Annotated in this window: 14 protein-coding genes; 13 read left to right on the plus strand and 1 reads right to left on the minus strand. The window is 40.5% G+C overall.

The genetic code is table 11. From position 1 onward, the window contains the following. Window positions 1-47 precede the first annotated feature (47 nt). The 12 genes from AC2IOM_RS10900 (at window position 48) to AC2IOM_RS10955 (ending at window position 21,579) form a co-directional block, all read left to right on the plus strand. Window positions 48-1,034 carry a WD40/YVTN/BNR-like repeat-containing protein gene (locus AC2IOM_RS10900; protein ID WP_486358361.1) on the plus strand — a complete coding sequence of 329 codons (987 nt, stop codon included), beginning with the start codon at window positions 48-50 and terminating at the stop codon, window positions 1,032-1,034. Between the two features lie 2 nt (window positions 1,035-1,036). Next, window positions 1,037-3,361: an efflux RND transporter permease subunit gene (locus tag AC2IOM_RS10905; RefSeq protein WP_486358362.1), complete on the plus strand. Its 2,325-nt coding sequence runs from the start codon at window positions 1,037-1,039 to the stop codon at window positions 3,359-3,361. A gap of 203 nt (window positions 3,362-3,564) precedes the next feature. Further along, window positions 3,565-8,403, plus strand: a complete 4,839-nt coding sequence (locus tag AC2IOM_RS10910; RefSeq protein ID WP_486358363.1) for an NAD-glutamate dehydrogenase — start codon at window positions 3,565-3,567, stop codon at window positions 8,401-8,403. A gap of 66 nt (window positions 8,404-8,469) precedes the next feature. Continuing rightward, window positions 8,470-9,480 (plus strand): quinone-dependent dihydroorotate dehydrogenase, encoded by a 1,011-nt coding sequence (pyrD, locus tag AC2IOM_RS10915; protein WP_138632485.1) that lies wholly within the window; start codon window positions 8,470-8,472, stop codon window positions 9,478-9,480. 114 nt (window positions 9,481-9,594) lie between these two features. After that, entirely contained in the window at window positions 9,595-10,128 is a 534-nt protein-coding gene (locus AC2IOM_RS10920; RefSeq protein WP_486358364.1) for a cell division protein ZapC domain-containing protein, read from the plus strand. 66 nt (window positions 10,129-10,194) lie between these two features. Continuing rightward, a complete protein-coding gene (gene rlmKL / locus AC2IOM_RS10925; protein ID WP_486358365.1) occupies window positions 10,195-12,327 on the plus strand; it encodes a bifunctional 23S rRNA (guanine(2069)-N(7))-methyltransferase RlmK/23S rRNA (guanine(2445)-N(2))-methyltransferase RlmL in 2,133 nt (710 codons plus the stop codon). Continuing rightward, window positions 12,320-12,544, plus strand: a complete 225-nt coding sequence (locus AC2IOM_RS10930; protein ID WP_138632494.1) for a glutaredoxin family protein — start codon at window positions 12,320-12,322, stop codon at window positions 12,542-12,544. The genes rlmKL and AC2IOM_RS10930 overlap by 8 nt, the downstream gene beginning before the upstream one ends. A 2-nt stretch (window positions 12,545-12,546) precedes the next feature. Further along, window positions 12,547-14,457 (plus strand): ATP-binding cassette ATPase Uup, encoded by a 1,911-nt coding sequence (gene uup / locus AC2IOM_RS10935; protein WP_486358366.1) that lies wholly within the window; start codon window positions 12,547-12,549, stop codon window positions 14,455-14,457. An 11-nt stretch (window positions 14,458-14,468) separates the two neighbouring features. After that, complete coding sequence (locus AC2IOM_RS10940; RefSeq protein WP_486358367.1) at window positions 14,469-16,220, plus strand: DUF3466 family protein; 1,752 nt, start codon at window positions 14,469-14,471, stop codon at window positions 16,218-16,220. Window positions 16,221-16,415: 195 nt separating this feature from the next. Further along, on the plus strand, window positions 16,416-17,102 hold the full coding sequence (imuA, locus tag AC2IOM_RS10945) for a translesion DNA synthesis-associated protein ImuA (RefSeq protein WP_486358368.1): 687 nt from the start codon (window positions 16,416-16,418) through the stop codon (window positions 17,100-17,102). Next, a complete protein-coding gene (locus tag AC2IOM_RS10950; RefSeq protein ID WP_486358369.1) occupies window positions 17,102-18,496 on the plus strand; it encodes a Y-family DNA polymerase in 1,395 nt (464 codons plus the stop codon). The genes imuA and AC2IOM_RS10950 overlap by 1 nt, the downstream gene beginning before the upstream one ends. Then, on the plus strand, window positions 18,496-21,579 hold the full coding sequence (locus AC2IOM_RS10955; RefSeq protein WP_486358370.1) for an error-prone DNA polymerase: 3,084 nt from the start codon (window positions 18,496-18,498) through the stop codon (window positions 21,577-21,579). Before AC2IOM_RS10950 ends, AC2IOM_RS10955 begins: the two co-directional genes overlap by 1 nt. Before the next feature lie 53 nt (window positions 21,580-21,632). Here the strand turns inward: AC2IOM_RS10955 and AC2IOM_RS10960 are convergent, their stop codons facing one another. After that, window positions 21,633-22,145 carry a DUF2062 domain-containing protein gene (locus AC2IOM_RS10960; RefSeq protein WP_010560030.1) on the minus strand — a complete coding sequence of 171 codons (513 nt, stop codon included), beginning with the start codon at window positions 22,143-22,145 and terminating at the stop codon, window positions 21,633-21,635. On the opposite strand from AC2IOM_RS10960, the gene AC2IOM_RS10965 reads away from it, so the two are divergent. Continuing rightward, a complete protein-coding gene (locus AC2IOM_RS10965) occupies window positions 22,125-24,368 on the plus strand; it encodes a DNA internalization-related competence protein ComEC/Rec2 (protein WP_486358371.1) in 2,244 nt (747 codons plus the stop codon). The genes AC2IOM_RS10960 and AC2IOM_RS10965 overlap by 21 nt on opposite strands. Window positions 24,369-24,371: the final 3 nt, after the last annotated feature.

Raw genomic sequence — 24,371 nt, forward strand, 5'->3', positions numbered from 1 at the left:
ATAATAATACGGCCCGCGAGGGCCGTTTTTCTCACAACGCTACCTATATGAAAAAATATCTATTTTTAATCGGCTCTCTATTGACGACTAGCGCAATTGCGCAAGTTACACCACAGGCGGCAATTCCAGCTAAACTTGCGGCTAAAAATCTATTAACCGATATTACCCGTGTCGGCAGCCAAACTTTGGCAGTTGGTAAGTGGGGAAACATTGTTTATAGCAATGACAACCAAGAATGGCTACAAGCAAACTCTCCAGTACAAAGCTTGCTAACGGGTGTTTATTTTATAAATGCAAATGTTGGTTGGGCGGTAGGCCACGACGCAACGATTTTGCATACTAAAGACGGCGGAAAAAATTGGACAATTCAGCAGTTTTTACCCGAATTAGATAAGCCGTTACTTGATATTCTGTTTTTTGATGCCAACCACGGATTAGCAATTGGCGCGTATGGCTTAAGTTATCGCACAACTGATGGTGGTAAAACATGGCAAAAAGAATTTTATGATTCGCTGTTGTATGAAGAAGATCGTGCATATCTGAATGACCTAAAAGAATCCGATCCAGAAGGGTACAAAATAGAAACCCAAGCGATTCTACCGCATTTTAATAAAATATTTTTAGATGGCGAAAAACTGTGGCTAGTGGGTGAGCTAGGTTTAATGGCAACCAGTAGCGATATGGGTAAAACATGGCAACGCTTAGATGAAATCTATGCCGGTTCATTTTTCTCATTCAATAAATTAGATAATCAATACCTAGTCGGTGGCTTGCGCGGTACTGCGTTTTCTAGCACTGATGGTGTTGAGTGGACACAATTAGAAACTGACACCTCTGCATCAATAAATAATATTGAAATTGTCGGTAATAAAGCGGTGCTTTTGGCAAATAGTGGTGTTTGGTTTACCTACAGTGATAACCAGTTAGTTAAATTTGTTACAAAAGACGGCAAATCACTTTTGGCGGGTGCGAAGAATAATAATGAATTAATCGTCGCATCAGAAGCGGGAATACATAAACTTAGCGTGCAGTAATTATGAATTCATTATTAACAAAAATAGAAACAAGTCTTTTTAGACACCGCTTAGCAGTATTGTTTATCTTTATTGCGGCCACTGTATTTTTAGGTTTCCAAGCTACTCAAATTAAACTCGATGCGTCGTTTAATAAGAATATTCCGTTAAACCACGAGTACATGAAAACCTACCTTAAGCACGAAAAGCAATTTGGCGGTGCTAATGGTATTTTAATTTCAGTGTGTGATACGCGTGGTGACATTTTTAATGAAGAGTTCTTTACCCAGCTTAAAAATGTGCACGATCAGTTATTCTTTATTCCAGGTGTTAATCGACCGCTTGTAAGTTCGATATTTGCACCGAGCGCGCGCTTTGTTGAAGTAGTTGAAGACGGCTTCGCCGGTGGACCAATTATTCCAGCAGATTTCAAAGCCGATGCGCGCGGTCTTGCAACTGTTAAATCAAACATTGAAAAAGCAAAAGTTGTTGGCCGTATGGTAGCGAACGATTATTCGTGCGCTATGGTAACAGCTCAGTTAATGGAAACGGATCCAAAGACGCAAGAAAAACTGGATACCTTAGTATTTGCTGAAAAGCTTGAATCGGAAATTCGCAATAAATTTACCACCGATAACGTATCTATTCACATTATTGGGTTCGCTAAAATGGCAGGTGATGTTGCCGATGGCGCAAAAGATGTTGTGTTGTTTTTCTTAATTGCAATTTTAATCACAACTGTGATGGTTTGGCTTTTCTGTAAGAGTATGAAGCTAACCGTGTTACCAATTGTGTGCTCACTTATTGCGGTAATTTGGCAGCTTGGTCTATTAAATCTGGTTGGCTTTGGTCTTGATCCAATGTCAATTTTAGTACCATTTTTGGTATTTGCTATCGGTGTAAGTCATGGCGTGCAGATGATCAACAGTATTGGTCAGAAAGTGGCGAAGGGCTTGTCTAATAAGGTTGCAGCGCAATCTAGTTTTGCTGCATTGCTTGTTCCTGGTGGTATTGCATTATTGTCTGACACTGTTGGTTTTATCACATTATTATCAATCGACATTGGTATTATTCGTGAGCTCGCGATAACTGCGAGCCTTGGTGTAGCGGTAATTATCTTTACCAACCTTGTATTACTACCCGTGATTGCCTCTTACCTTGATTACACCAAAATGAAGCGTGTTGATGATGGTAATGGCGAGACGCACGATGCATTTGCAGGTATTCGTGAAATGCTTGTTAAAGCCACTGAGCCAAAAGCGAGCAAGGTGATTTTATTTATTGCCGCTGCTCTTTTTGTATTTGGATTTATCAAATCAAACGAAATGCAAATTGGTGACTTACATGCAGGTGCGCCGTCGCTTCATGAAGATGCCCGTTATAACCAAGATACTTTCCTTATCACCGACAAATATTCGATCTCGGTTGATATTTTAAAAGTGATTGTTGAGGCAGAGCCTGAAGCGTGTACTTTCCACGACACCATGGAGCGAATTGACCGTTTCCAGTGGAAATTACAAAACGTTGACGGTGTGCAATCGGCTGTTTCTCTTAGCAGTATCGCACAGCAGGTTAACGCTGGTTACAACGAAGGTAATTTAAAGTGGCAAACCCTGCCGCGCAACACGGCGTCACTTGTTCAAGCGTCTAGCCGCGTAGAAACAAGCTCAGGCTTATTAAACAGCGATTGCTCTGTGATGCCAATTGTTGCCTTTATTGAAGACCATAAAGCGAAAACGATTAATCACGTTGTCGATGCGGTTAAGCAATTCGCACAAGAAGAGGGCACAGAGACACTTAAATTTAAGTTAGCGTCGGGTCCAGTTGGTGTTATGGCTGCGACAAACGAGTCAGTAAGTGAAGCGCAATTGCCGATGATGATTTACGTTTACGGTGCGGTAATTTTACTTTGCTTAATCAGTTTCCGTTCGTTACGTGCCACCATTGCTGTAGTGTTACCGCTTTATGTGGTATCAACACTTGCACAAGCACTGATGGTGTCGTTAGAAATTGGTTTAACAGTAAGTACATTACCGGTAATTGCACTGGGTGTTGGTATTGGTGTTGACTATGGTATTTACATTCTGTCGTCAATGAGTGGGTTATTGCGCCAAGGCGTACCATTAACAGAAGCATATCGCCGTGCGTTGATTGAGCGTGGTAGTGCGGTACTGTTTACCGGTATTACCTTAGCTGTTGGTGTAAGCACTTGGGTATTTTCTGCACTTAAGTTCCAAATGGACATGGGAATTCTGCTAACCTTTATGTTTTTGGTCAACATGTTAGGTGCTGTACTCCTCCTACCAGCGCTAGGTACACTACTGTGGCGCAAAAAAACTTCTGAATAAATGTGTACTGAAATGGCCAGAAATGGCCATTTCTATCTATATTTTGTGAATAGTAAGCCAACTGGTTGAAATATGTACTGGTTTGCTACAAAAAATGCTATTTATATCTATGCTAAAAGAGTTAGAATTCACCTGACTCCATTGCAGTTTGTTAGACTGCAAATAGTTACCGTTCACAGGTAGGTATAGATAAGGAACACATAATGACTCAACAAGAAGGCCAAACCTCAGTTTTACTTGAAAACGTATCGTCTTTGATCCGTAGTAAGGTAAAAGCCACAAATGTGTCGCTTGTCGAAAAGTTTGCTAAAACACTCTACAGTAATATGTCGACTGAAGACTTAGCAAGCCGTAATGACAGTGACTTATATGGCGCAGCGCTTAGCTTATGGAATAGCTTGGAAAAACACACTGATGATACAGCGCTTATCCGTGTATTTAATCCAGAACTCGCTAATAATGGTTGGCAATCCTCTCACACAATCGTAGAAATAATCGCAAAAGACATGCCGTTTTTAGTGGACTCTGTTCGCATGGCTTTGGCGCGTGAAAATATTGTTTCACACTTATTACTTCACTCTCCGTTAAAAATTAAGCGCGACAAAGATGGTTTAATCTCTGCATTGTCTGGTATGAAGACAGAGCAAGAGTCTGACTCAAACAAAACCGTGTTCTTTATTGAAATCGACCGTCAGTCTGATAAGTCGGTTATTGCATCTATTAAAAAAGAGTTAGAGTCAGTGTTGGCAGATGTTTCGGTAGCCGTTGAAGACTGGTTAGCGATTAAAGATAAACTTGTGTCTATCAGCAAAGCGCTGCCAAAACGTAAAGGCATTAAAAATAAAACTGAAGTTAAAGAAACAGTTGAGTTCTTAGATTGGTTAGCAAAAGATAACTTCACACTTATGGGTTATCGCCAATACGACTTATCACCGATTAAAGGTGACTATCAGTTAACAGGTGTGGCTGATACAAGCTTAGGTATGATGAAGTTATCAGATGAGACTAAATCTCGTCGCCTTTCTGATTTACCAGAAGTTGCACGTAAAGAAGCACACAGCGATAACTTGCTTATCCTTACCAAAACAAACTCACTTTCACGCGTTCATCGTCCAGCTTATATTGATTACATCGGCATTAAACGTTTCGATGACGAAGGCAATGTAATTGGTGAAGATCGCTTTATTGGTTTGTTCTCTTCAAGCTTCTATAACAACAGTGCAGCAGACGTACCGGTACTAAAAAGTAAGATCAAGCGCGTACTTGATATGACAGACTTTGCGCCGGGCACGCATGCATACAAAGCGGTACTTAATATTTTAGAAACGTACCCACGTGATGAGTTATTACAAGCACGCGAAAAAGAATTATTAGAAGTTGCTCTTGGCGTTCACCATATGCAAGAACGTGATATGTCACGTGTATTTGTACGCCAAGATACCTATGGTCGTTTCTTCTCGTGCATGGTCTATGTACCAAGAGAGCGCTATAACACGGCATTACGTCGTGAAACGCAAAACATTCTTGCGAATGCGTTCGGCTCAAACGAAAAAGTTGAGTTTACCACCTTCTTCTCAGAATCAATGCTAGCACGTACGCATTATACGGTACGTGGTTGCGACCAAAATGTTGAATATACAGTGAAACAAATCGAAAGAAACCTAATTGAAGCGGCCCGTACATGGGAAGATAAACTTCACAGTGCATTACTAGAGCGTGCAGGCGAGTCGCGCGGCAATGAACTTGCTCGTAAGTATTCTAAAGCCTTTGCTAGTGCCTACCGTGAACAAGTACTGCCAAGTGCTGCTGTTGTTGATATTGAAAAGCTAGAAAGCTTGTCAGACGAAAACAAGCTTGCAATGCTGTTTTACCGTCCACAAGAAAGTGCCAATACAAATCAGGTACGTTTAAGTCTATATCACAAAAACGAACCAATTCACTTATCAGATGTAATGCCAATTATTGAGAATTTTGGTCTTCGTGTTATTGGTGAAACACCGTATTCAGTGAAGACCGAAGATGGTCAAGTAAACTGGATTATGGATTTCAGCATGCTAATGAGCAACGATGACCTTGACGATTTCTCGAAGGTGTCGGAGCGTTTCCAACTTGCATTGCTTAATGTATGGAACAACAAGCTTGAAGATGATGGTTTCAACAAACTTGTTCTTGCGGCAAGCCTAAAAGGACGCGAAGCGTCGATCATTCGTGCCTACGCAAAATACATGCGTCAAATTGGTGTGACGTTCTCACAAAGCTACATCGAAAGCACATTTGAGAACTACCCACATATTGCACAGTTACTTGTAAAATTATTCGATAAGAAGTTCTCACCTAAGTCTAAGTTTACTGAAAAAGGCTATGAGAAAATCGTTAACGATATTATTGCTGAACTTGATAACGTTGCGAACTTAGATGATGACCGAATTATTCGACTTTACGTTGATATGATTGGTGCAACACTGCGTACTAACTTCTATCAAAAAGATAAAGACGGCATCAACAAGTCTTACATTTCATTTAAGGTTCAACCAAGCCTAATTCCTGATATGCCATTACCACTGCCTGCGTTTGAGATTTTTGTTTACTCGCCGCGTGTTGAAGGTGTTCACTTACGTGGTGGCAAGGTTGCTCGTGGTGGTTTACGTTGGTCAGACCGCCGTGAAGATTTCCGTACAGAAGTACTAGGTCTTGTTAAAGCGCAGCAAGTTAAAAACACCGTAATTGTACCTGTAGGTTCAAAAGGTGGTTTTGTTTGTAAACAGCTGCCAACTGATCGCGAAGCCTTCTTTAAAGAAGGTCAAGAGTGTTACAAACTATTCATCCGTGGTTTATTAGATATCACAGATAACATTCACCACGGTGAAATTGTACCGCCTGTGGATGTTGTACGTCATGACGAAGACGACCCATACCTAGTAGTTGCAGCCGATAAAGGCACCGCGACTTTCTCGGATATTGCAAATGGCATTTCTGAAGAATACGGTTTCTGGTTAGGTGATGCATTTGCATCAGGCGGTTCAATTGGTTACGACCACAAAGCCATGGGTATCACAGCGAAAGGTGCGTGGGAATCAGTTAAACGTCATTTCCGCGAAATCGGCATTGATTGTCAGACGACTGACTTTACCTGTGTTGCCATTGGTGACATGGCTGGTGACGTATTCGGAAACGGTATGCTGTTATCTAAGCATATTCGTCTGCAAGCTGCATTTAACCACATGCATATCTTCATCGACCCGAATCCAGATGCAGCGTCTTCTTACCTAGAGCGCAAGCGTATGTTTGAATTACCACGCTCATCGTGGGAAGACTATAACAAAGATCTAATTTCTCAAGGCGGTGGTATTTTCTCACGTAGTGCGAAATCAATTACACTGACGCCTGAAATTAAGAAAATGCTAGGTACTAAGAAAGCAACAATGACACCAAATGAGTTGTTACGTGCAATCTTAATGATGCAGGTAGACCTAATTTGGAACGGTGGTATTGGTACTTACATTAAAGCGAAATCTGAAACGCATGCTGATGTGGGCGACCGTGCAAACGACGCGCTACGTGTTAATGGTGAAGAGCTGAACGCGAAGATCTTCGGTGAAGGCGGCAACTTAGGTGCAACGCAATTAGGTCGTATCGAATTCACTGCTAACGGTGGTCGCATGAACACAGACTTCATCGATAACGTGGGTGGTGTTGCGTGTTCAGATAACGAAGTAAACATTAAGATTTTATTAAATGGTCTGGTTTCTGAAGGTGATTTAACTAAGAAACAGCGTGACGAATTACTTTATTCAATGACGGATGAAGTATCAGAGATGGTATTAAAAGACTGTTACCGTCAAACGCACACAATTTCTGTAACACAGTTAAAAGGCCCACAAACGCTAAAAGAGCAAATTCGCTTTATTCACGCGCTTGAAAAAGATGGCAAACTTAACCGTGATATCGAATTCTTACCTTCTGATGAAGAGTTAGCAGAACGTCAAGCAGCAGGTAAGGGCTTAACGCGTCCAGAACTTTCTGTACTTGTTTCATACGCTAAAATGGTGCTTAAAGAGCAGCTTGTAATCGAAGAAATCACTGATAATCCGTATTACCGAAGCTTGTTAGTTGATGCATTCCCAGCACCGCTGCGCGAACGTTTCAACAATGCGATGGATAACCACCCACTGCGCGGTGAAATCATTGCAACTAAACTAGCGAACCAAATCGTTAATGATATGGGTCTGAACTTTATCGTTCGCATGAGCGAAGAGACAGGTGCACCAGTAAGCGAAATTGTACTTTGTTACTCAATGGCTAAAGCGGTATTTGAATTGGGTAATGCATGGCAAGATATCTCTGCACTTGATAACCAGATCCCGTCAATTGTACAAACAGAAATGTTGTATCAATTACGCCGTACTGTACGTCGCGCGACACGTTGGTTCTTACGTCACCGCAACAAAGCACTCAACATTGAACAAACAATCGAGTTCTTTGCACCAGCGTTTAATGACTTAAGTGAAAACATCACGTCGTATATGGTTGACGAAGAAGCTGAAAAACTGAATACAGAAATTAACTTATTGGCAAAAGAAGGTGTACCAAGTGCACTGGCTAAGCGCATTGCACAACTTTCAAGCTTGTTCTCAGTGATGGACTTAGCGCAAGTAGCAGATGCATCAAGTAAACCAATTTCACAAGTTTCTGAAACTTACTTCAAGCTTGGTGCGGGCATGGGTCTACACTGGTTCTTAGATCAAATTACTAAGCAACCGGTTGCCAACCACTGGCAAGCACTTGCACGTGCATCGTACCGTGAAGAGCTAGATTGGCAGCAGCGTTCTCTTTCACAAGTTGTGCTTAATAATTGTGAAACAGCGGGTTGTGATGTTGATACCATCATTGAAAGCTGGATGAACGAGCACCAAGTACTGCTCGAGCGTTGGCAGCATATGTTGGCTGAGTTTAAAACGTCGCAAACACACGACTTTGCAAAATTCTCGGTGGCATTACGCGAATTAATGCTACTAAGCCACAATTGCGATACTGCGCAATAACAAAAATTTAGATACAATACCCCGGAATTTTCCGGGGTATTTTTTTATTAAGAGGTCAACACAATTATGTTTTATGATTTAGCGCGTCGTTTTATGTTTAGTAAAGATGCTGAATGGTCGCATGACTTTGCTTTATCAAACCTAAAGCGATTTGCCAATACACCGTTATCGATGTGCTGGTCTCAATCGGTTGCAAGTAAACCAACCACGTTTTTAGGTTTAGAATTGCCAAATCCAGTTGGTCTTGCTGCGGGTCTTGATAAAAATGCCGAATGCATCGATGCCTTTTCACAAATGGGCTTTGGCTTTATTGAAGTAGGTACGGTGACACCACGCCCACAGGCAGGTAACGACAAACCGCGTATCTTCCGTTTACCTCAGGCTAATGCGGTGATTAACCGTATGGGCTTTAATAATAAAGGTGTTGATTACTTACTAGAGAACGTAAAAAATGCGCAGTACAAAGGCATATTAGGCATTAACATTGGTAAGAACAAAGACACGCCTAATGAGCAAGGTAAAGACGACTACATTCACTGTATGCGTAAAGTATTTACCAGTGCATCTTATATTACGGTGAATATCTCATCACCTAATACCCCTGGACTACGTGACTTACAATATGGTGAGGCGCTAGATGATTTACTTGGTTCACTTAAGAATGAGCAGCTTGATTTAGCAGCAAAACACGGTAAACAAGTACCTATGTTAGTTAAAATTGCACCGGATCTTGATCAAATTCAAGTTCAGCAAGTATCCGAATCATTGATCAATAATAAAATTGACGGCGTGATTGCAACTAACACGACGCTTGATCGCAGTGCAGTAGAAGGCATGCAACATGCGAATGAAGCAGGGGGCTTATCGGGTCATCCAGTTCGTCAGAAATCTACGGAAATAGTTAAAGAAATTAAACGCTTAACTAACGGTGAGTTGCCAATTATCGGTGTTGGTGGTATTGATTCAGCCGAATCAGCGAAAGAAAAATTCGCCGCTGGCGCTGATTTAGTGCAAGTCTACACTGGTTTTATTTACCAAGGACCACCTATGATCAAAAAGATCATAAACGCCTTATAAGGATCAGTTATTTAACATTATGATCCTATTGAAAATATTCTAAAAAATAGTTTATTTTTAGTACCATAGCTCTATAATCCTCAAGATGTCATGTTTTGGGGATTTTTTGATATTATGTTGCAAGCAGGGAAAGATTGGCGTTGGCTAACGTGTAAAGAGCGAAACCGTTTAGTGTTGTATGTCGAATCAACACGCGAAGAGCTTGTTATGCCATATAAAACGCGTCAACTTACGCAAGCAGCAATCGAGGGCAGTTGCTTTAGCCTCGAAGATGCCGCCCTGTACGAGCAGATTTGCCATTATCTTTCAGCTTTTAGCATTTGGAGTGAAGGCGAAATAGCCGTTATTGCACTACATGCGACAGCAGCTAAATTACACCTTAAACCAGTTCTTGCGAAAAGTTGGTTTTTCAAGCCTTATCAAGGTCACACCCCAAGTACCGAAGCGATTATTACCCTGAATTCACAGAAGCAAAGTGGTCAGTTTTTGATTATTGAATGTGGTAATGATGCCAGTGTGTGCATGTGTTTAGAGCACCAAATGCAACTAGACGATAATTTTTCATTAAGTCGTTTTGAAACCATTAAAGTGCTTAACGATCGTGTAAATCCTATCTTAATCAACCAATCACAGCTAAAACGCGCCTAGGCTTTATCGCTACTCGAATTTAAAACTGTTATACTTCAGCCAGATTTTTTAACTGGGTTTTTTGCTTTGAGCAATTCGCTTTCTTTTATTGCACTAACGTCGATTGGTGTTGAAAACTTACTCGCTTCTGAAATTCAAGCGATTGGCGCTGAAATTACTAAACAGAGTATTGGTTCTATTCGTTTTAACGCATCCAATAAACAAGCACAAACACTGTGTTTAGCGAGTCGCTATGCGACACGGGTTATGATGTTGTTGACCGAATCGGATACTGTTAATACCAAAGATGATTTATACGCGCTTGCTAAAGGGTTTGATTGGCAAGAGTACTTTGGACCAACACAAACGTTTGCAATTGATTTTAGCGGTACTAATCGTGAACTGAAAAATACTCAGTTTTCAACACTAGTAGTAAAAGATGCAATTGTCGATTCTTTCTTTGCAAGTCATCAACAACGTCCTAGTATCTCTAAAACGTCACCTAATGTGCGTATTGTTGGTCGTTTAAATAAAGAAAAGTGTGCTTTATATATCGACTTTTCAGGCCCTGGCCTTTCGAAACGTGGTTATCGCCCTCATCAAGGCGATGCACCGATCAAAGAACACTTGGCAGCGGCGTTAGTGAGTCGTTCAGGTTGGCTAAATGATACCTCGCGCCCGTTGTTTGACCCATGTTGTGGTTCAGCAACGCTATTAATTGAAGCGGCGATGATGGCATGGAATATTGCACCGGGTCTATATCGCAAACATTTTGCGTTCGAATCACTTCCGGGGTTTCGCGCGGCAAAATTTAAAGAACTAAAGCAAGAACTTAAAGACCAACAAACTGATCAAAAGCTGTATTTAATTGGTAATGATATTGATGAACGCGTACTACAAAAAGCGCAAAATAATATTGAAAGTTTACCTTTTGCAAAGTTTATTCAGCTAAAAATAGCAGATGCCAATAAACTCACTGCTGTAGCAAAACAACCTGGGGTAGTGCTATCTAACTTACCGTATGGTGAGCGTTTAGGTGAAAAAGCAGAACTTGTTAATTTATATCGTCACTTAGGCGATGCGTTTAAAAAACATTTTAAATTTTGGCATTTGGCGCTATTTGCAACCGACGTTAGTTTGTTAGCCCTCTTAAAACTTGCTAAGAAAAAGCAATACAAACTGAAAAATGGTCCGTTAGATTGTGTGCTTAATCTTTATGATTTAGACGAGAAAAACACTGAGCAATCAAGCCAAACTAAACTTAACTACGATGGCTCGATGGCGTTTGCAAATCGCCTTAAGAAAAACCGTCAAGGTCTTAAATCATGGCTTAAAAAAGAAGGCGTAAGCTGTTACCGTTTATACGATGCGGATATTCCAGAGTACAACGTTGCCGTTGATGTTTATAACGAGTACTTGGTGATTTATGAATATGCGCCACCAAAAACCATTGATGAAGCAACAGCAGAAAAGCGCTTACAAGATATTATTTATTTATCTGCGCAAACCCTTGATATTGCACCAAGCAACATTGTTGTAAAACAGCGTAAGCAGCAAAAGGGCACATCGCAGTATCAAAAAGCACAGCGTACCGACAAGTCAAAAAATAATATGACGGTAGAAGAATACGGTGTGAAGTTTAAAGTTAATCTACACGACTATTTAGACACAGGACTATTTTTAGATCACCGCTTAGCACGTCGTTATATGCAGCAAAATTGCAAAGATTTACGTGTACTTAATTTGTTTGCGTATACCTGTAGCGCATCAACGCACGCAGCGGTAGGTGGTGCAAAATCGGTGACCAGTGTTGATATGAGTAACACGTACTTAAAATGGGGCCGTGAAAACTTTGCGTTAAATAACCTTAACAGCCCACGTTATCATTTTGAACAAGCGGATTGCCTTGCATGGTTAGAGCAAGCAACAGGTCAGTTTGATTTTATCTTTTTAGACCCGCCGACATTTTCAAACTCAAAGCGCATGAAAAAAGAGTTTGATGTTCAGCGTGATCACATTAAGTTGTTTACTTGGGTAAAACGTATTTTGGCACCAAACGGTACCTTGTTGTTTTCAAATAACAAGCGCGGTTTTACGATGAACGAAGAAGGCTTACTAGACCTTGGCTTGATAGCAGAAAATATCAGCGATAAAACACTTTCACCTGATTTTAAACGCAACAAGCAAATTCACAACGCGTGGCTGATCCGCAATGCCTAAGATAACGCTGTATCACACAGAGGGTTGTCACTTATGTGAGCAAGCGCATGCATTATTTGTGCAAGCCGGCTTAGCTGCAGAGCTAGATTTAGTCGACATTGTTGACGATGAAACGTTAATGGTTGAGTACCAGACGACGATTCCGGTAGCTGAGTTTAGCACTGGCACAAAACTATTTTGGCCATTTGATCTTGAAGACATTTTAAAAAATAAATAATCATGGATTTAATTAGAATTACAGGAGCGCAGTTAGCGTTCGGCACACACCCATTGCTTGATAATGCAGAAATGCTGATTGAAAATGGCGAGCGGGTTTGTATTGTAGGTCGTAACGGCGCTGGTAAATCAAGCTTACTTAAAGTGCTTGATAGTCAAATTCAGTTGGATGATGGTGAAATTAACCGTCTGAGTGGATTAAAAGTAGCACGCCTTGAGCAAGACCCACCAAAAGGGGCAAATGGCACTGTATTTGATTATGTTGCCAATGGCTTACCGCACATTGCGACACTGTTGATTGAATATCACGAAGTGAGCGCGAGATTAAGTCAAGATAACAGTGAAAAAACACTTAAACAGTTTGAGCGCTTATCGTCTCAGTTAGAGGCAAACGACGGTTGGCGTTTCGAAACGCAAATAAACCAAGTGTTAAGTCAGTTAGAACTCGATCCAAACAGTGATTTAACCTCACTGTCGGGCGGTTGGCTTAGAAAAGTAGCGCTTGCGAAAGCATTGGTAGGTGAGCCAGATCTGTTATTACTGGATGAACCAACTAACCACTTGGACGTTGCTAGCATTGAGTGGTTGGAAAAATTCTTAAAAGAATTTAATGGTGCGATCGTATTTATTTCTCACGACCGTGCATTTATTCGTTCAATGGCAACACGTATTCTTGATTTAGACCGAGGTAAGCTGGTCTCTTACCCTGGTAATTATGAAAAATATCTAGAGCAAAAAGAGCATGCATTAAAAGTTGAAGAAAGCCAAAATGCCTTGTTTGATAAAAAACTCGCGGAAGAAGAAGCATGGATCCGTCAGGGTATTAAAGCGCGCCGTACGCGCAACGAAGGTCGTGTTCGTGCACTTAAACAACTGCGTGTAGAACGAAAAGCCCGTGTTGAAAAACAAGGCAAGGCCGATTTCAACATAGAAAGTGCTCAGCGTTCTGGCAAGTTAGTATTTGAAGCTAAAGGCATTAGCCAAGGCTTTACAAATAAGCCAATAGTGAAAGATTTCTCTACCTTAGTTATGCGTGGTGATCGTATTGGGTTAGTAGGGCCAAATGGTGTTGGTAAGACAACATTACTGAAAATTCTATTTGGCGAATTAGCGCTGGAATCAGGCAAAGTAAAGCAAGGTGTTAATTTAGAAGTTGCTTATTTTGATCAGTATCGCTCGGTACTCGACGAAGAAGCCAGCGTGCAAGATAATGTTGCTGACGGTAAACAAGAGGTCAACATCGGTGGCCGCAGTCGCCATGTGCTTGGCTATTTACAAGACTTTTTATTCCCACCAGCACGAGCGCGTTCACCTGTTAAGTCGTTATCTGGTGGAGAGAAAAACCGCTTATTACTGGCAAAATTATTTGTTAAACCAAGCAATGTATTGGTACTCGATGAGCCGACCAATGATCTAGATGTTGAAACACTTGAATTACTTGAAGAAATTCTCGCTAATTATCAAGGTACTGTGTTGGTTGTAAGTCACGACCGTGAATTTATCGACAATACCTGTAGTACGGTATGGGGCTTTTTAGGTGATGGCAAAGTAGTGGAAGTGGTTGGTGGATACCAAGATTTCCAAAATTATGCGCAGTCACTTGCTGAAAAAACAGTAATTGAACAAAAACAAAAAGACACAGAAAAGGACAAAAAAGTCGCAGATAAGCCTTTAGCTAAAAAAGCAGGCAAGTTATCATACAAATTAAAACGAGAACTCGAAGATCTACCCGCTTTATTAGAATCGCTTGAACAAGAAGTTGAAGAACTTCAAGAAGTTGTTAACTCCCCCGATTTTTTCAAGCAAGATAGCGAGCAAACTCAGAAAACCTTGAACCAATTACAGCAAGCAGAGTCGAAGCTTGAAACCGCTTTTATGCGCTGGGAAGAATTGGAACAATTACAGGATCAGTAGTAGGAATAAAAATGAAATATAAATTACTTGCAGCGGCAGTTTTTGCTGCAATCACGCCACAGGTTCAAGGCGCTACTCCATATGTTTTAGAAGAGCTTGGCAATCTAGATTACGCTAAACACGCGTATGTAACTGATGCAAACGAAGCGGGTCAAGCCGTTGGTATGGCGCAAGGCGTATTCAATATTGTTATTGATATTGCGGAATTAGATTTTGAAGACACACGTTTGACAAATGCGTATAAAGACCGTGAGCGTTTTTTTGAAAATCGTGATGAAGAAATTACCTTCACACTAGATGATATCGAAAATGGCAATATTAATAGCGATGCGCAACGATTTCTACAAGACTTTTTATTGTCATCTTATGCTGATAGTCGCTATCAGAAAATTTCTTCAAATAGCGGCTCCGAATTTAATGTTGCCATTGAATATAATAACCCAACGCAAGAGCGTGTTATTTATGATGTAGAGCATCCTGATTATGACGGTAGTTTAACACGCTCAGTTGAGAACATTTTAACATCAATTGCAGAAGATGGTGTTAAAGCTGGCTGGGGTTCAGCACCTTATACCAAGATTCAATTTACTGAAGACGGCGAAACTGAATCAGAAACACATTATATTCGTGATTTTACACGCCGTGGTTTTGTAATGACCAACACCGGCGAACGAGTTGATTTAATGCCAACAGAAGTTACTTATGGCGGTATTTCTGGTGCGTATAATATCGTTCAGGTAAGTGATGGTTACTTGGTAGTGGGTGAAACGTCAGTCAGTATTGCTTCTGATTCACAAGAGTCATTGGACGAAAGTTGTGACGGCGATAAACTTCCAGTAGAGGTATGTCATGAGTCGTATGTGAATTCGTCAAGTCGTGCTCTTTATAACCGCCATGCAACAATGTGGCGTTTAGATAATGCATTAAACGTAACTGATACTGTTGATCTTGGGTTAGGTATTGTACCTGATGAAGATGAGCAAAAAAGAGCGTGGCGCAGTACCGCATTAGCGGTTAATGAAAATGAAATTGCAGTTGGTTATTCTGTTGTTAGGTATCGTGATGGTGACGGTATTACGCAATACCCGGTGTACTACAAAGATGGTAATGTAGTAGAGTTTATTAACGAATACGATTACCGCCCGGGTGGTCGAGCAGTTGCTATCAATAACAGTAATGTTATTGCAGGCTATGCAATTAAACGTATTGAAAACACTGAGCGGAGTAAGTTCTTTTATCATAATGTTGCTACCGGTGAGACAGTTTTTCCAACAGACTTTTTTAAAAGTAGTTCTGCGGTTGCGACAGACATAAATGATAATGGCCTTATTATTGGTCAAGGCGAAGTTGAAACAAGCTCGTCAGCAAGCCGTCGTAAAGAAGCGTTTATTTACGATATTAATAAAGACACGTTCACTAATCTAAATGACTTATTACCGTGTTTTGCAAACGATGGTGAATCATCATTCCCATATGTGGTTGCGGAAGCAATCAGCATTTCAAATGATGGTACTGTATATGGCACAGCGACAAAAACTGTAGATAAGCGTGATGCTCAAGGTAATGTTGTGGTTGATGCTAACGGTAAAGTAGAGCAAGAAAGTGTGGTTGTTTCAGTGAAACTGAAATATAACGCTGATGGTGTAGCTGAGAAGTGTCCTGAAAAAGCGCAAGAAACATATGAACGCCAAGGTGCATCGTTTGGTGCATTAGGGCTATTATTATTGCCACTTGTAGCAATTAGACGACGCTTTTTTAAATAGTAAGTGTTTTATACCCTAATGTTTTGATGCGTTTATTAAAAGATAAGCTATAAACTCATATTCATAACATATTGATAAAATTATGATTGAAGGCCAACTGCAGAAACAGTTGGCCTTTTTTATTGCGGATCCATTGATCCTCAACACCAAAGGATTATACTGTATATAAATACAGTACAATCCTTTGGTGTATTCATGAATTCACTGATCAAGCAATTACATCATCGCAACCTGCTTTGGTATGCATCCAATCGTATTCAAACGCAGCAGATAGAAAAGCATCAAACGGGCTTTGCGGTTTTAGATGACAAGCTCGCTGGCGGCATGCCCACTAATGGCGTGATAGAACTATTGAGTACTCCCGGCATTGGTGAACTTCGATTGATTGCACCCAGTTTTAAAATGCGGCAAAGCCGTTTTATTGTGTTTATTTCACCGCCTGCGTTAGTTAATAGTGCTGCTTTGCATCATTTAGGAGTTGATGTTAGTCAAGTGTTAGTACTGTATCCTGAGCAACATAAAGATGCGCTTTGGGCAGTAGAGCAATGTTTACAAAGTGGCAGCTGCAGCGATGTTATTTACTGGCCGCAGCAAGATTTAACGATTTCCCATATCCAGCGCTTTCAGCAAGCAAGTAAATCGGGTAAAAACCGTTTGTTTTACTTAAATAGCTATAAAACCAGTCAAGCGAGTTTGCCTGTTACTTTAAGCCTAACATTACAAGCACATCCACAAGGACTGAAAGTAAAGATAAACCGTCGAAAAGGTGGTTGGCCTAGTGATTATTTTATTGTTGATATGCAAACGACATGGCCTTATTGCACTATTGCATCTTCGCCTATCAGCAATGTTATTGCATTTCCGGTTGATAAGGCTGGTTAATGTTAAATTGGCTTTACCTTTACTTTCCACAGTTACAACTCGATACGCAATTTGCAATGTCGAGCACCGAGGTAATTGCCTTGGCCAATCACCAAGGTAATTTAGTACAACTTTCAACGGCGGCTAAAAAAAAAGGATTAACGCAAGGGCAAGGGTTAGGGCAAGCTAGCTTATTAGTTTCTGATCTGGCTGTTTACCCTTATCAAGAAGAAGTCGAAGTAGCAGAGCTTAAGCGCATAGCTAGTATACTTTATAACTACACTGCAGATATTTGTATTATGCCGCCAAAAGGTTTACTGATAGCGTGTGATGGTATGCAGTCCTTATATAACAATAGTGAACAGTATTGGCATGTGCTTGAAACACAGTTAAAAACAATGGGGGTTCAGTATTATTTCGCAAGCGCATCTTCACCATTGTTGGCAAAAGCATTAGCACAAGCGGGTACTAATGTGATTTTTACAAACCAGCAAAATGCGCGTAATCAGCTTGCGTTATTGTCATTACAATTTGCTGATATCACTACAAAAGAAATTGCTTTGCTAACCCGCGTAGGGATTACGCACTTTAAGCAGTTATTGAGTGTATCGCTTGATGAATTAGCTAAGCGCTACTCACTTGAATTAGTAATGTATGTAGGTAAATTAACAGGCCAATATCCGCATCGAGTAACGTTTTACATACCTGATACGCATTTTGAAAAACAACTAACCTTACATTATGAAGTATCACTTACTAAGCATCTTGAAAAACCACTTTTGCTTGTATTAAAGCAACAACAAGCCTTTTTACTCTCTACTTGTAAGTTAGCAAAGCAAGTGACCCTTATTTTGCATTTTAGAGAAGTAGCCAATTTGGTATTTGAACTATCGTCAGCGCATGCTGAATATCGCGCTGAGCACTGGTTAACGCTTTTTTTATTACGTTTAGAAAATACCGAGTTACCAGCACCAGTTATCGCATTAACTATAAAAAGTGATTACCTTGTATCTAATTTAGGTGAAGAAGGCGATTTGTTCTCACAGCATAAATCAGGCTTAGATACTGCAATGTTAACTGCAGTATTACAGGCAAAACTTGGGCAGGAGCAGGTTAAAACCTTAACTGTTTATAATGATATAAGGCCGGAAATAGCCAGCCAAGAGAATACATTCAACACGTTATCAAGTGCGCCACAAATGAATTTAATCCGGCCAAGCTTTATGCTGCGCTCACCTGTAGAGCTCACTCAGCCAATTACAATATCGCACGGCCCTGAACGTATCGTAACGGGTTGGTGGGATAATAATAATGTTGCTCGTGATTATTTTATTGCACGAGATGAGAGTGGACGGTGGCTGTGGGTTTTTCGTACGCCAAAAAAACAATGGTTTATTCATGGGTTTTTTAGCTAATGAATTATGCAGAATTAGTTTGCCAATCAAATTTTTCTTTTTTACATGGGGCATCACATCCCGAAGAGCTGGTTGCCACTGCCGATAACCTTGGTTACTCCCATATTGCGATTACAGATGAATGCTCTGTTGCTGGAGTTGTACGTGCATACCGGGAGATTAAAAATCACAAACGGGCAATTAAGTTAATTGTTGGTAGCTTATTTACGCTTGAAGATAGTTTAACAGTTGTCTTGTTATGCCCAACAAGAAAGGCTTATGCAGAGTTATGTCGAATAATCACCAATGCACGGCGACGCAGTGTAAAAGGTAACTACCTGCTGACTCGGTGGGATTTAATGTCTATCAAACACTGTCTTTTTATTTGGTTACCAAAGGGCGAAAATATTGATCATCATTGGGCTAATTGGCTTAAAAAACACTATGAAGATCGTTTATGGCTGGGGTTAACACGCTTTTTATTAGCGCACGAGTCAGAGTATATGGAGCACTGCCAACGCTTGATGGCGCAATATGACATAACGCCTGTGGCATGTGGTCATGCGCTGATGCATCAAGCCTATAGGTTACCGTTACAGCACGTATTAAGTGCCATTAAAGCACGTAAAACCGTCGCTCAATTAGGACAACAACTACTTTCCAATGAAGAATATGCATTACGTGAAAAACAAAAGTTGTCACGTTTATTCTCACCTGATGCTCTAGCGCAAACGACGGCTATTGCAAACCGGTGCCATTTCAACCTTGATGAATTGAGGTATGAGTATCCAAGTGAATTAGTGCCAAAAGGCGTTAGTGCAATAGCTTATTTAAGGCAATTAGTGAAACAGGGCATTGCGCATCGTTTTCCAGAAGGGATCACTGCGGATATACAGGCGACCATTGATAAAGAACTCGCATTAATTGAAGAGTTGGATTATCCATTTTATTTTTTAACTATTCATGACATTGTCATGTTTGCTAAAAACAATGGCATTTTGTACCAAGGCCGGGGATCTGCTGCTAACTCAGTAGTATGTTATTGCCTTGAAATTACCGCAGTTGATCCGCGACAAATAGCCGTATTGTTTGAGCGTTTTATTAGCAAAGAGCGAAATGAACCGCCTGATATTGATGTCGATTTTGAACATCAAAGGCGTGAGGAAGTGATCCAATATATTTATCAAAAATATGGTAGAGAACGCACCGCATTAGCCGCAACTGTGGTGAGTTTTCGTTTTAAAAGTGCCATTCGTGAGGTTGGTGAAGCGCTGGATATTGAAAGCAGCAAGCTTGAATACTTTATTAAAAATATCAATCGTCGAGACAAAACAACGCACTGGCAAACGCAGTTACAGCAGCTGGGTTTAGATCCGCAATCAAATAAAGCCCAGCATTTTGTATCGCTTACGGAGCAAATTTTAGGATTTCCAAGGCATTTATCGCAACATGTTGGGGGCTTTGTTATTTCATCAGGCCCGTTATATGAACTGGTTGCTGTTGAAAATGCCGCGATGAAAGAACGTACGGTGATCCAATGGGATAAAGACGATTTAGAAACCCTTGGTTTATTAAAAGTCGATATTTTAGCCTTGGGCATGCTCAATGCGATACGTAAATGTTTTCAAGAAATTAAAATGCGTCATCAAAGGCAGCTGTCTATCGCTGATATTACCCGGGTAAGCGATGATGCAGCGGTTTATCAGATGATCCAAAAAGCCGATACGGTTGGGGTATTTCAAATCGAATCGCGAGCGCAAATGAGCATGTTGCCAAGGCTAAAACCGACAAGTTATTACGACTTAGTTATCCAAATTGCCATAGTGCGGCCAGGGCCTATTCAAGGTGATATGGTGCATCCGTTTTTAAAGCGACGTAATGGCATTGAGGCCATTTCATATCCCTCAAATGAGGTTAAAGAGGTGTTGGCGCGTACGTTAGGCGTGCCTATTTTTCAAGAGCAAGTGATCAAAATAGCCATGGTCGCCGCGGGTTTTACTGGTGGTGAAGCCGATCAATTAAGGCGTGCGATGGCCAGTTGGAAAAAGTCAGGGGAATTACAAAAGTTTAAGCAAAAACTGATAAATGGCATGTTGTCTCGAGGTTACCAAATGCAGTTTGCAGAACGTCTTTATCAACAAATATGCGGCTTTGGCGAGTATGGTTTTCCTGAATCGCATTCGGCGTCGTTTGCCGTACTTGCATATGTATCGGCTTGGCTTAAACATTATTATCCTGTCGAATTTTATACGTCCTTACTAAATAGCATGCCTCTTGGTTTTTATAGTGTGTCGCAGTTACTGCAAGATGCAAAACGACACAATATTGAAATTGCTCCGGTATGTGTTAATCACTCATATTATCAACATACAATTACTAAAGAAGGTGTATTACAAATCGGTTTTTGTATTATTAAAGGTGTTACTGCATCTGATATTGAACAACTTATCAGCCTGCGACCTAAAACAGGCTATGAAAGTATTGAGCAGCTTAAACAACTGGGCATTAAAGCTCGATTCTTAGCGCAACTTGCTAGTGCCAACGCGTTATCTGTGCTTGCAGGAAACCGCTTTGCAACACGTTGGCAGATCATGAACAGTGAAAGTGATTTACCACTTTTTACCGGCTTTAACACTAATCAGGCAACAGAGCAAAAGCCAGTAGTGCCGTTTCATCAAGCACCCAGTGAATTAGATAATGTCGTTGAAGATTATCAATCAACCGGGTTTTCCCTTGGTTTACACCCAATTGACTTATTAGAAGCTGAGGGAGTATTACCATCGTTTTGTAAGGCAAATGAATTAACAGGAAAAACACATAAATCATTAGTGACAGTGATTGGCGTTGTGACAGGAAAACAAGCGCCGGGCACTGCTGCTGGCGTGACGTTTATTACGCTTGAAGATGCGACAGGAAATATCAATGTGGTCGTGTGGCAGGGCACATCACACGCACAGAAAAAAGCATTTCTTGGCGCGAAAATTTTACAAGTTAAAGGAATATTAGAACGAGAAGGCGATGTTATTCATATTATTGCAGGCAAACTTATCGACCTAACTGATAAGTTAGATAAATTAGCCGCGAAATCTCGGGAGTTTCATTAGTGCTTAAATGAGAATATGCAGTTAATGCTTTTCTTATACCAAGTTAAATGGCGTTAGCCTCTGTGTTTACGTGCTTTCCATTGTTTTAGCACTGAATAACGCCATAAATAATCAATACCAAAATAACCAATAGCAGAGGCTGCTGCTGCACACACTAAACTGCCTACCATAAACGCAGGGCCAATGCTTGATAAGCTGTCAACAAACCACTGCCAGCTTGCTTGGAAGGTAAAATCTTGTTTTTGTTGTCCTAACACCAAATAGCCAACAAGGTAGTTAAAATAAAAAATCGGTGCCATAGTTAAAGGGTTGGTGATCCAAACCAATGCTACAGATAGCGGGAGATTTACGCGAAATGGAATCGCGATTGCTGCGCTTAGCAGCATTTGAAAAGGAACTGGAATAAATGCCCAAAATAACCCAACTGCAAATGCACCACGCGCTGAGCGTCGATTTAAATGCCATAAATTTGCATCGTGTAACATATCGCCAAAAATACTAAGCGTTTTGTTTTGCTTAATCTTATTATGATCAGGTAACAGCTTTTGGATCGTCTTTTTTGGCATGGCGGTTTACATCTTCCTTTTTGGCAAAGCATAGTGTGCTTTGTTGTTGGCTGCATATTGTCACTATTTTTCTTCAATACGCTAGTCTTTTTTTCGACAATTATACTGGTTGTACTAGTCATCGTCGCTATTACAACAAAAAACACCGCCAAATTTTATGCGATAATCACGCTACTAGTCGGTGCTAGTTACCCCATTTTATATTATCACTGTGTTTATAGTAGCAACCTAAGCTACGACGAGTTACAACAAAAACAAGTACTGCACGGGGTTATAGAACAAATAGATAACTATCAATTTAATGACCGTCTAATTGTTAAAACAACAAAAATTGCCCATACGAATTTAAAGCCTTATGCGTTAATGCGAGCACAAGTTTATATATCTCGTGCTATCACCAATCAGTATAGCCCCAAAGTAGGCGACACCATATCAATACGTGCCAAGTTCAAACCAATTAAACTCAGGTTAAATGAGGGGTTGTTTGACAGGCGCTTACATAACTTTTATGTGGGATTAAAGTACAAAGGCAGTGTTTCGAAAACTGATGAATTTGCTGTGTTAACACGCGCTACGCCGTCGCACATTACTAATCTGGGGAGTTTATCTCGTTATAGTTGGCTATATCGAGGCGTATTATTTGGTGATACAAGTGCAATGCCTGCAAATATTAAAAGCGCAGTTCGAAACTTAGGAATTGCACATTTATTTGCAGTTTCTGGCCTACATATGGCAATTGTATTTGGCTTTTCATTTTGGTTAGGGAAATTAGCGCTATTACTTGTGAGCAAATTTGCATCTCACAATACACTGAGAATTACACCTTATTTTATTGCCATAGCGGCGTGCGCAACTTATCTTCACGCTGCTGATTATGCCACCTCAGCAATACGTGCATTTATTATGATTGCATTAGTATGTTTATGCTTATTAGTAAATCGTAGCTATACCAGTAAACGGGCATTGTTGTGCGCGCTATTGCTGGTTATATTAGTTAATCCATTTGTATTGTTAAGTGCTGGGTTTTATTTTTCATTTATCGCAGTTGCCAGCATTCTGGTTGCCCTTGATTTGACAAATAAGCGGCGTATCTCCAGTCCTCTGTATCAACTCGCATTTATTCAATTGGTAATTAGCATTACGTTAGCGCCGTTGACTGTGTTGTTTTTTAACGGCACCAGTGTATTTAGTGTTTTTGTAAATCTTATAGCAATTCCGCTGTTTTCGTTCTTTGTAATGCCATTAATGCTTTGTGTGGTGTTAGTTGATTATGCGTTTTCTTTTTCAACTCCGTATCGTTGGCTGGATGCGCTATTGACATTACTTATCAAGTATATCGAGCGTATTGGTGAACATATAACATGGCATTATGTGCCTCAAATTAGTTGGCAGTTAATAATGCTAACAATCGCTGCTGTTTTATTGCTGCTTTATTATTATCGAAGCGCGTTGCTGACATTACCTATTCTAGTATTTTATTATGCCCATGCTCTTAATAAAGAGCCGAACCTGACAATACGTATATTGGATGTAGGTCATGGCTTATCGGTGATCATAAGTAAACAAGGTGAAGCGGTGCTCTATGATTTAGGCGCGCGATATCAAGACTTCAGCTATTTTAATCATCTGGTGTTACCCACCTTAGCGATAAACCGTTTGAACTTAATCAAAACAGTGATAAGTCATGATGATAATGATCACAGTGGTGGGTTAACCGATTTACGACATGCTGGTTATTTTTCCACGATAAGTGGGTTTGAAAAAGCCTGTAATATAAATGCAAATTGGTTAGAAAATGTAAGGTTTAAGTCGTTTTCAGCACCTCATACAGCACACAGCGATAATAACAGTTCCTGTGTTCTACTTATCACAAGTGGCAAATTTAAACTGTTATTAACAGGAGATATTGAAGCTGAGCGGGAGAATATGTTGTTATCAGAGCCGAGCATTCAGAATATCGATGTGCTTATTTCGCCCCACCATGGCAGTAATAGTTCATCAACCGAAGGCTTTATTAATAAAACGCAACCACGTTGGGTGGTTCATTCGGTGAATGCATATAATCGTTGGCGACTACCAAGTTTAGCGGTTGTTACACGTTATGCCGATTATGGCACCAAGCAGCTGGCAACCACACGCGGCGCAGTTAAAATAGTGGTTACATCAAGCGGATATACACTTAGTTATGCAAAACAGCAAAATTACTGGTTTCTCGTTGATTAACAC

The sequence above is a fragment of the Pseudoalteromonas sp. NS-SX12 genome (assembly GCF_057367955.1).

What these genes read in the sequence shown, in the direction of transcription:
- AC2IOM_RS10960 (WP_010560030.1), bottom strand. Translation starts at nt 22,145, where the DNA reads ATGCCAAAAAAGACGATCCAAAAGCTGTTACCTGATCATAATAAGATT.
- AC2IOM_RS10955 (WP_486358370.1), top strand. Translation starts at nt 18,496, where the DNA reads ATGAATTATGCAGAATTAGTTTGCCAATCAAATTTTTCTTTTTTACAT.
- AC2IOM_RS10940 (WP_486358367.1), top strand. Translation starts at nt 14,469, where the DNA reads ATGAAATATAAATTACTTGCAGCGGCAGTTTTTGCTGCAATCACGCCA.
- AC2IOM_RS10910 (WP_486358363.1), top strand. Translation starts at nt 3,565, where the DNA reads ATGACTCAACAAGAAGGCCAAACCTCAGTTTTACTTGAAAACGTATCG.
- AC2IOM_RS10950 (WP_486358369.1), top strand. Translation starts at nt 17,102, where the DNA reads ATGTTAAATTGGCTTTACCTTTACTTTCCACAGTTACAACTCGATACG.
- AC2IOM_RS10900 (WP_486358361.1), top strand. Translation starts at nt 48, where the DNA reads ATGAAAAAATATCTATTTTTAATCGGCTCTCTATTGACGACTAGCGCA.
- pyrD (WP_138632485.1), top strand. Translation starts at nt 8,470, where the DNA reads ATGTTTTATGATTTAGCGCGTCGTTTTATGTTTAGTAAAGATGCTGAA.
- AC2IOM_RS10930 (WP_138632494.1), top strand. Translation starts at nt 12,320, where the DNA reads ATGCCTAAGATAACGCTGTATCACACAGAGGGTTGTCACTTATGTGAG.
- AC2IOM_RS10920 (WP_486358364.1), top strand. Translation starts at nt 9,595, where the DNA reads ATGTTGCAAGCAGGGAAAGATTGGCGTTGGCTAACGTGTAAAGAGCGA.
- imuA (WP_486358368.1), top strand. Translation starts at nt 16,416, where the DNA reads ATGAATTCACTGATCAAGCAATTACATCATCGCAACCTGCTTTGGTAT.
- uup (WP_486358366.1), top strand. Translation starts at nt 12,547, where the DNA reads ATGGATTTAATTAGAATTACAGGAGCGCAGTTAGCGTTCGGCACACAC.
- AC2IOM_RS10905 (WP_486358362.1), top strand. Translation starts at nt 1,037, where the DNA reads ATGAATTCATTATTAACAAAAATAGAAACAAGTCTTTTTAGACACCGC.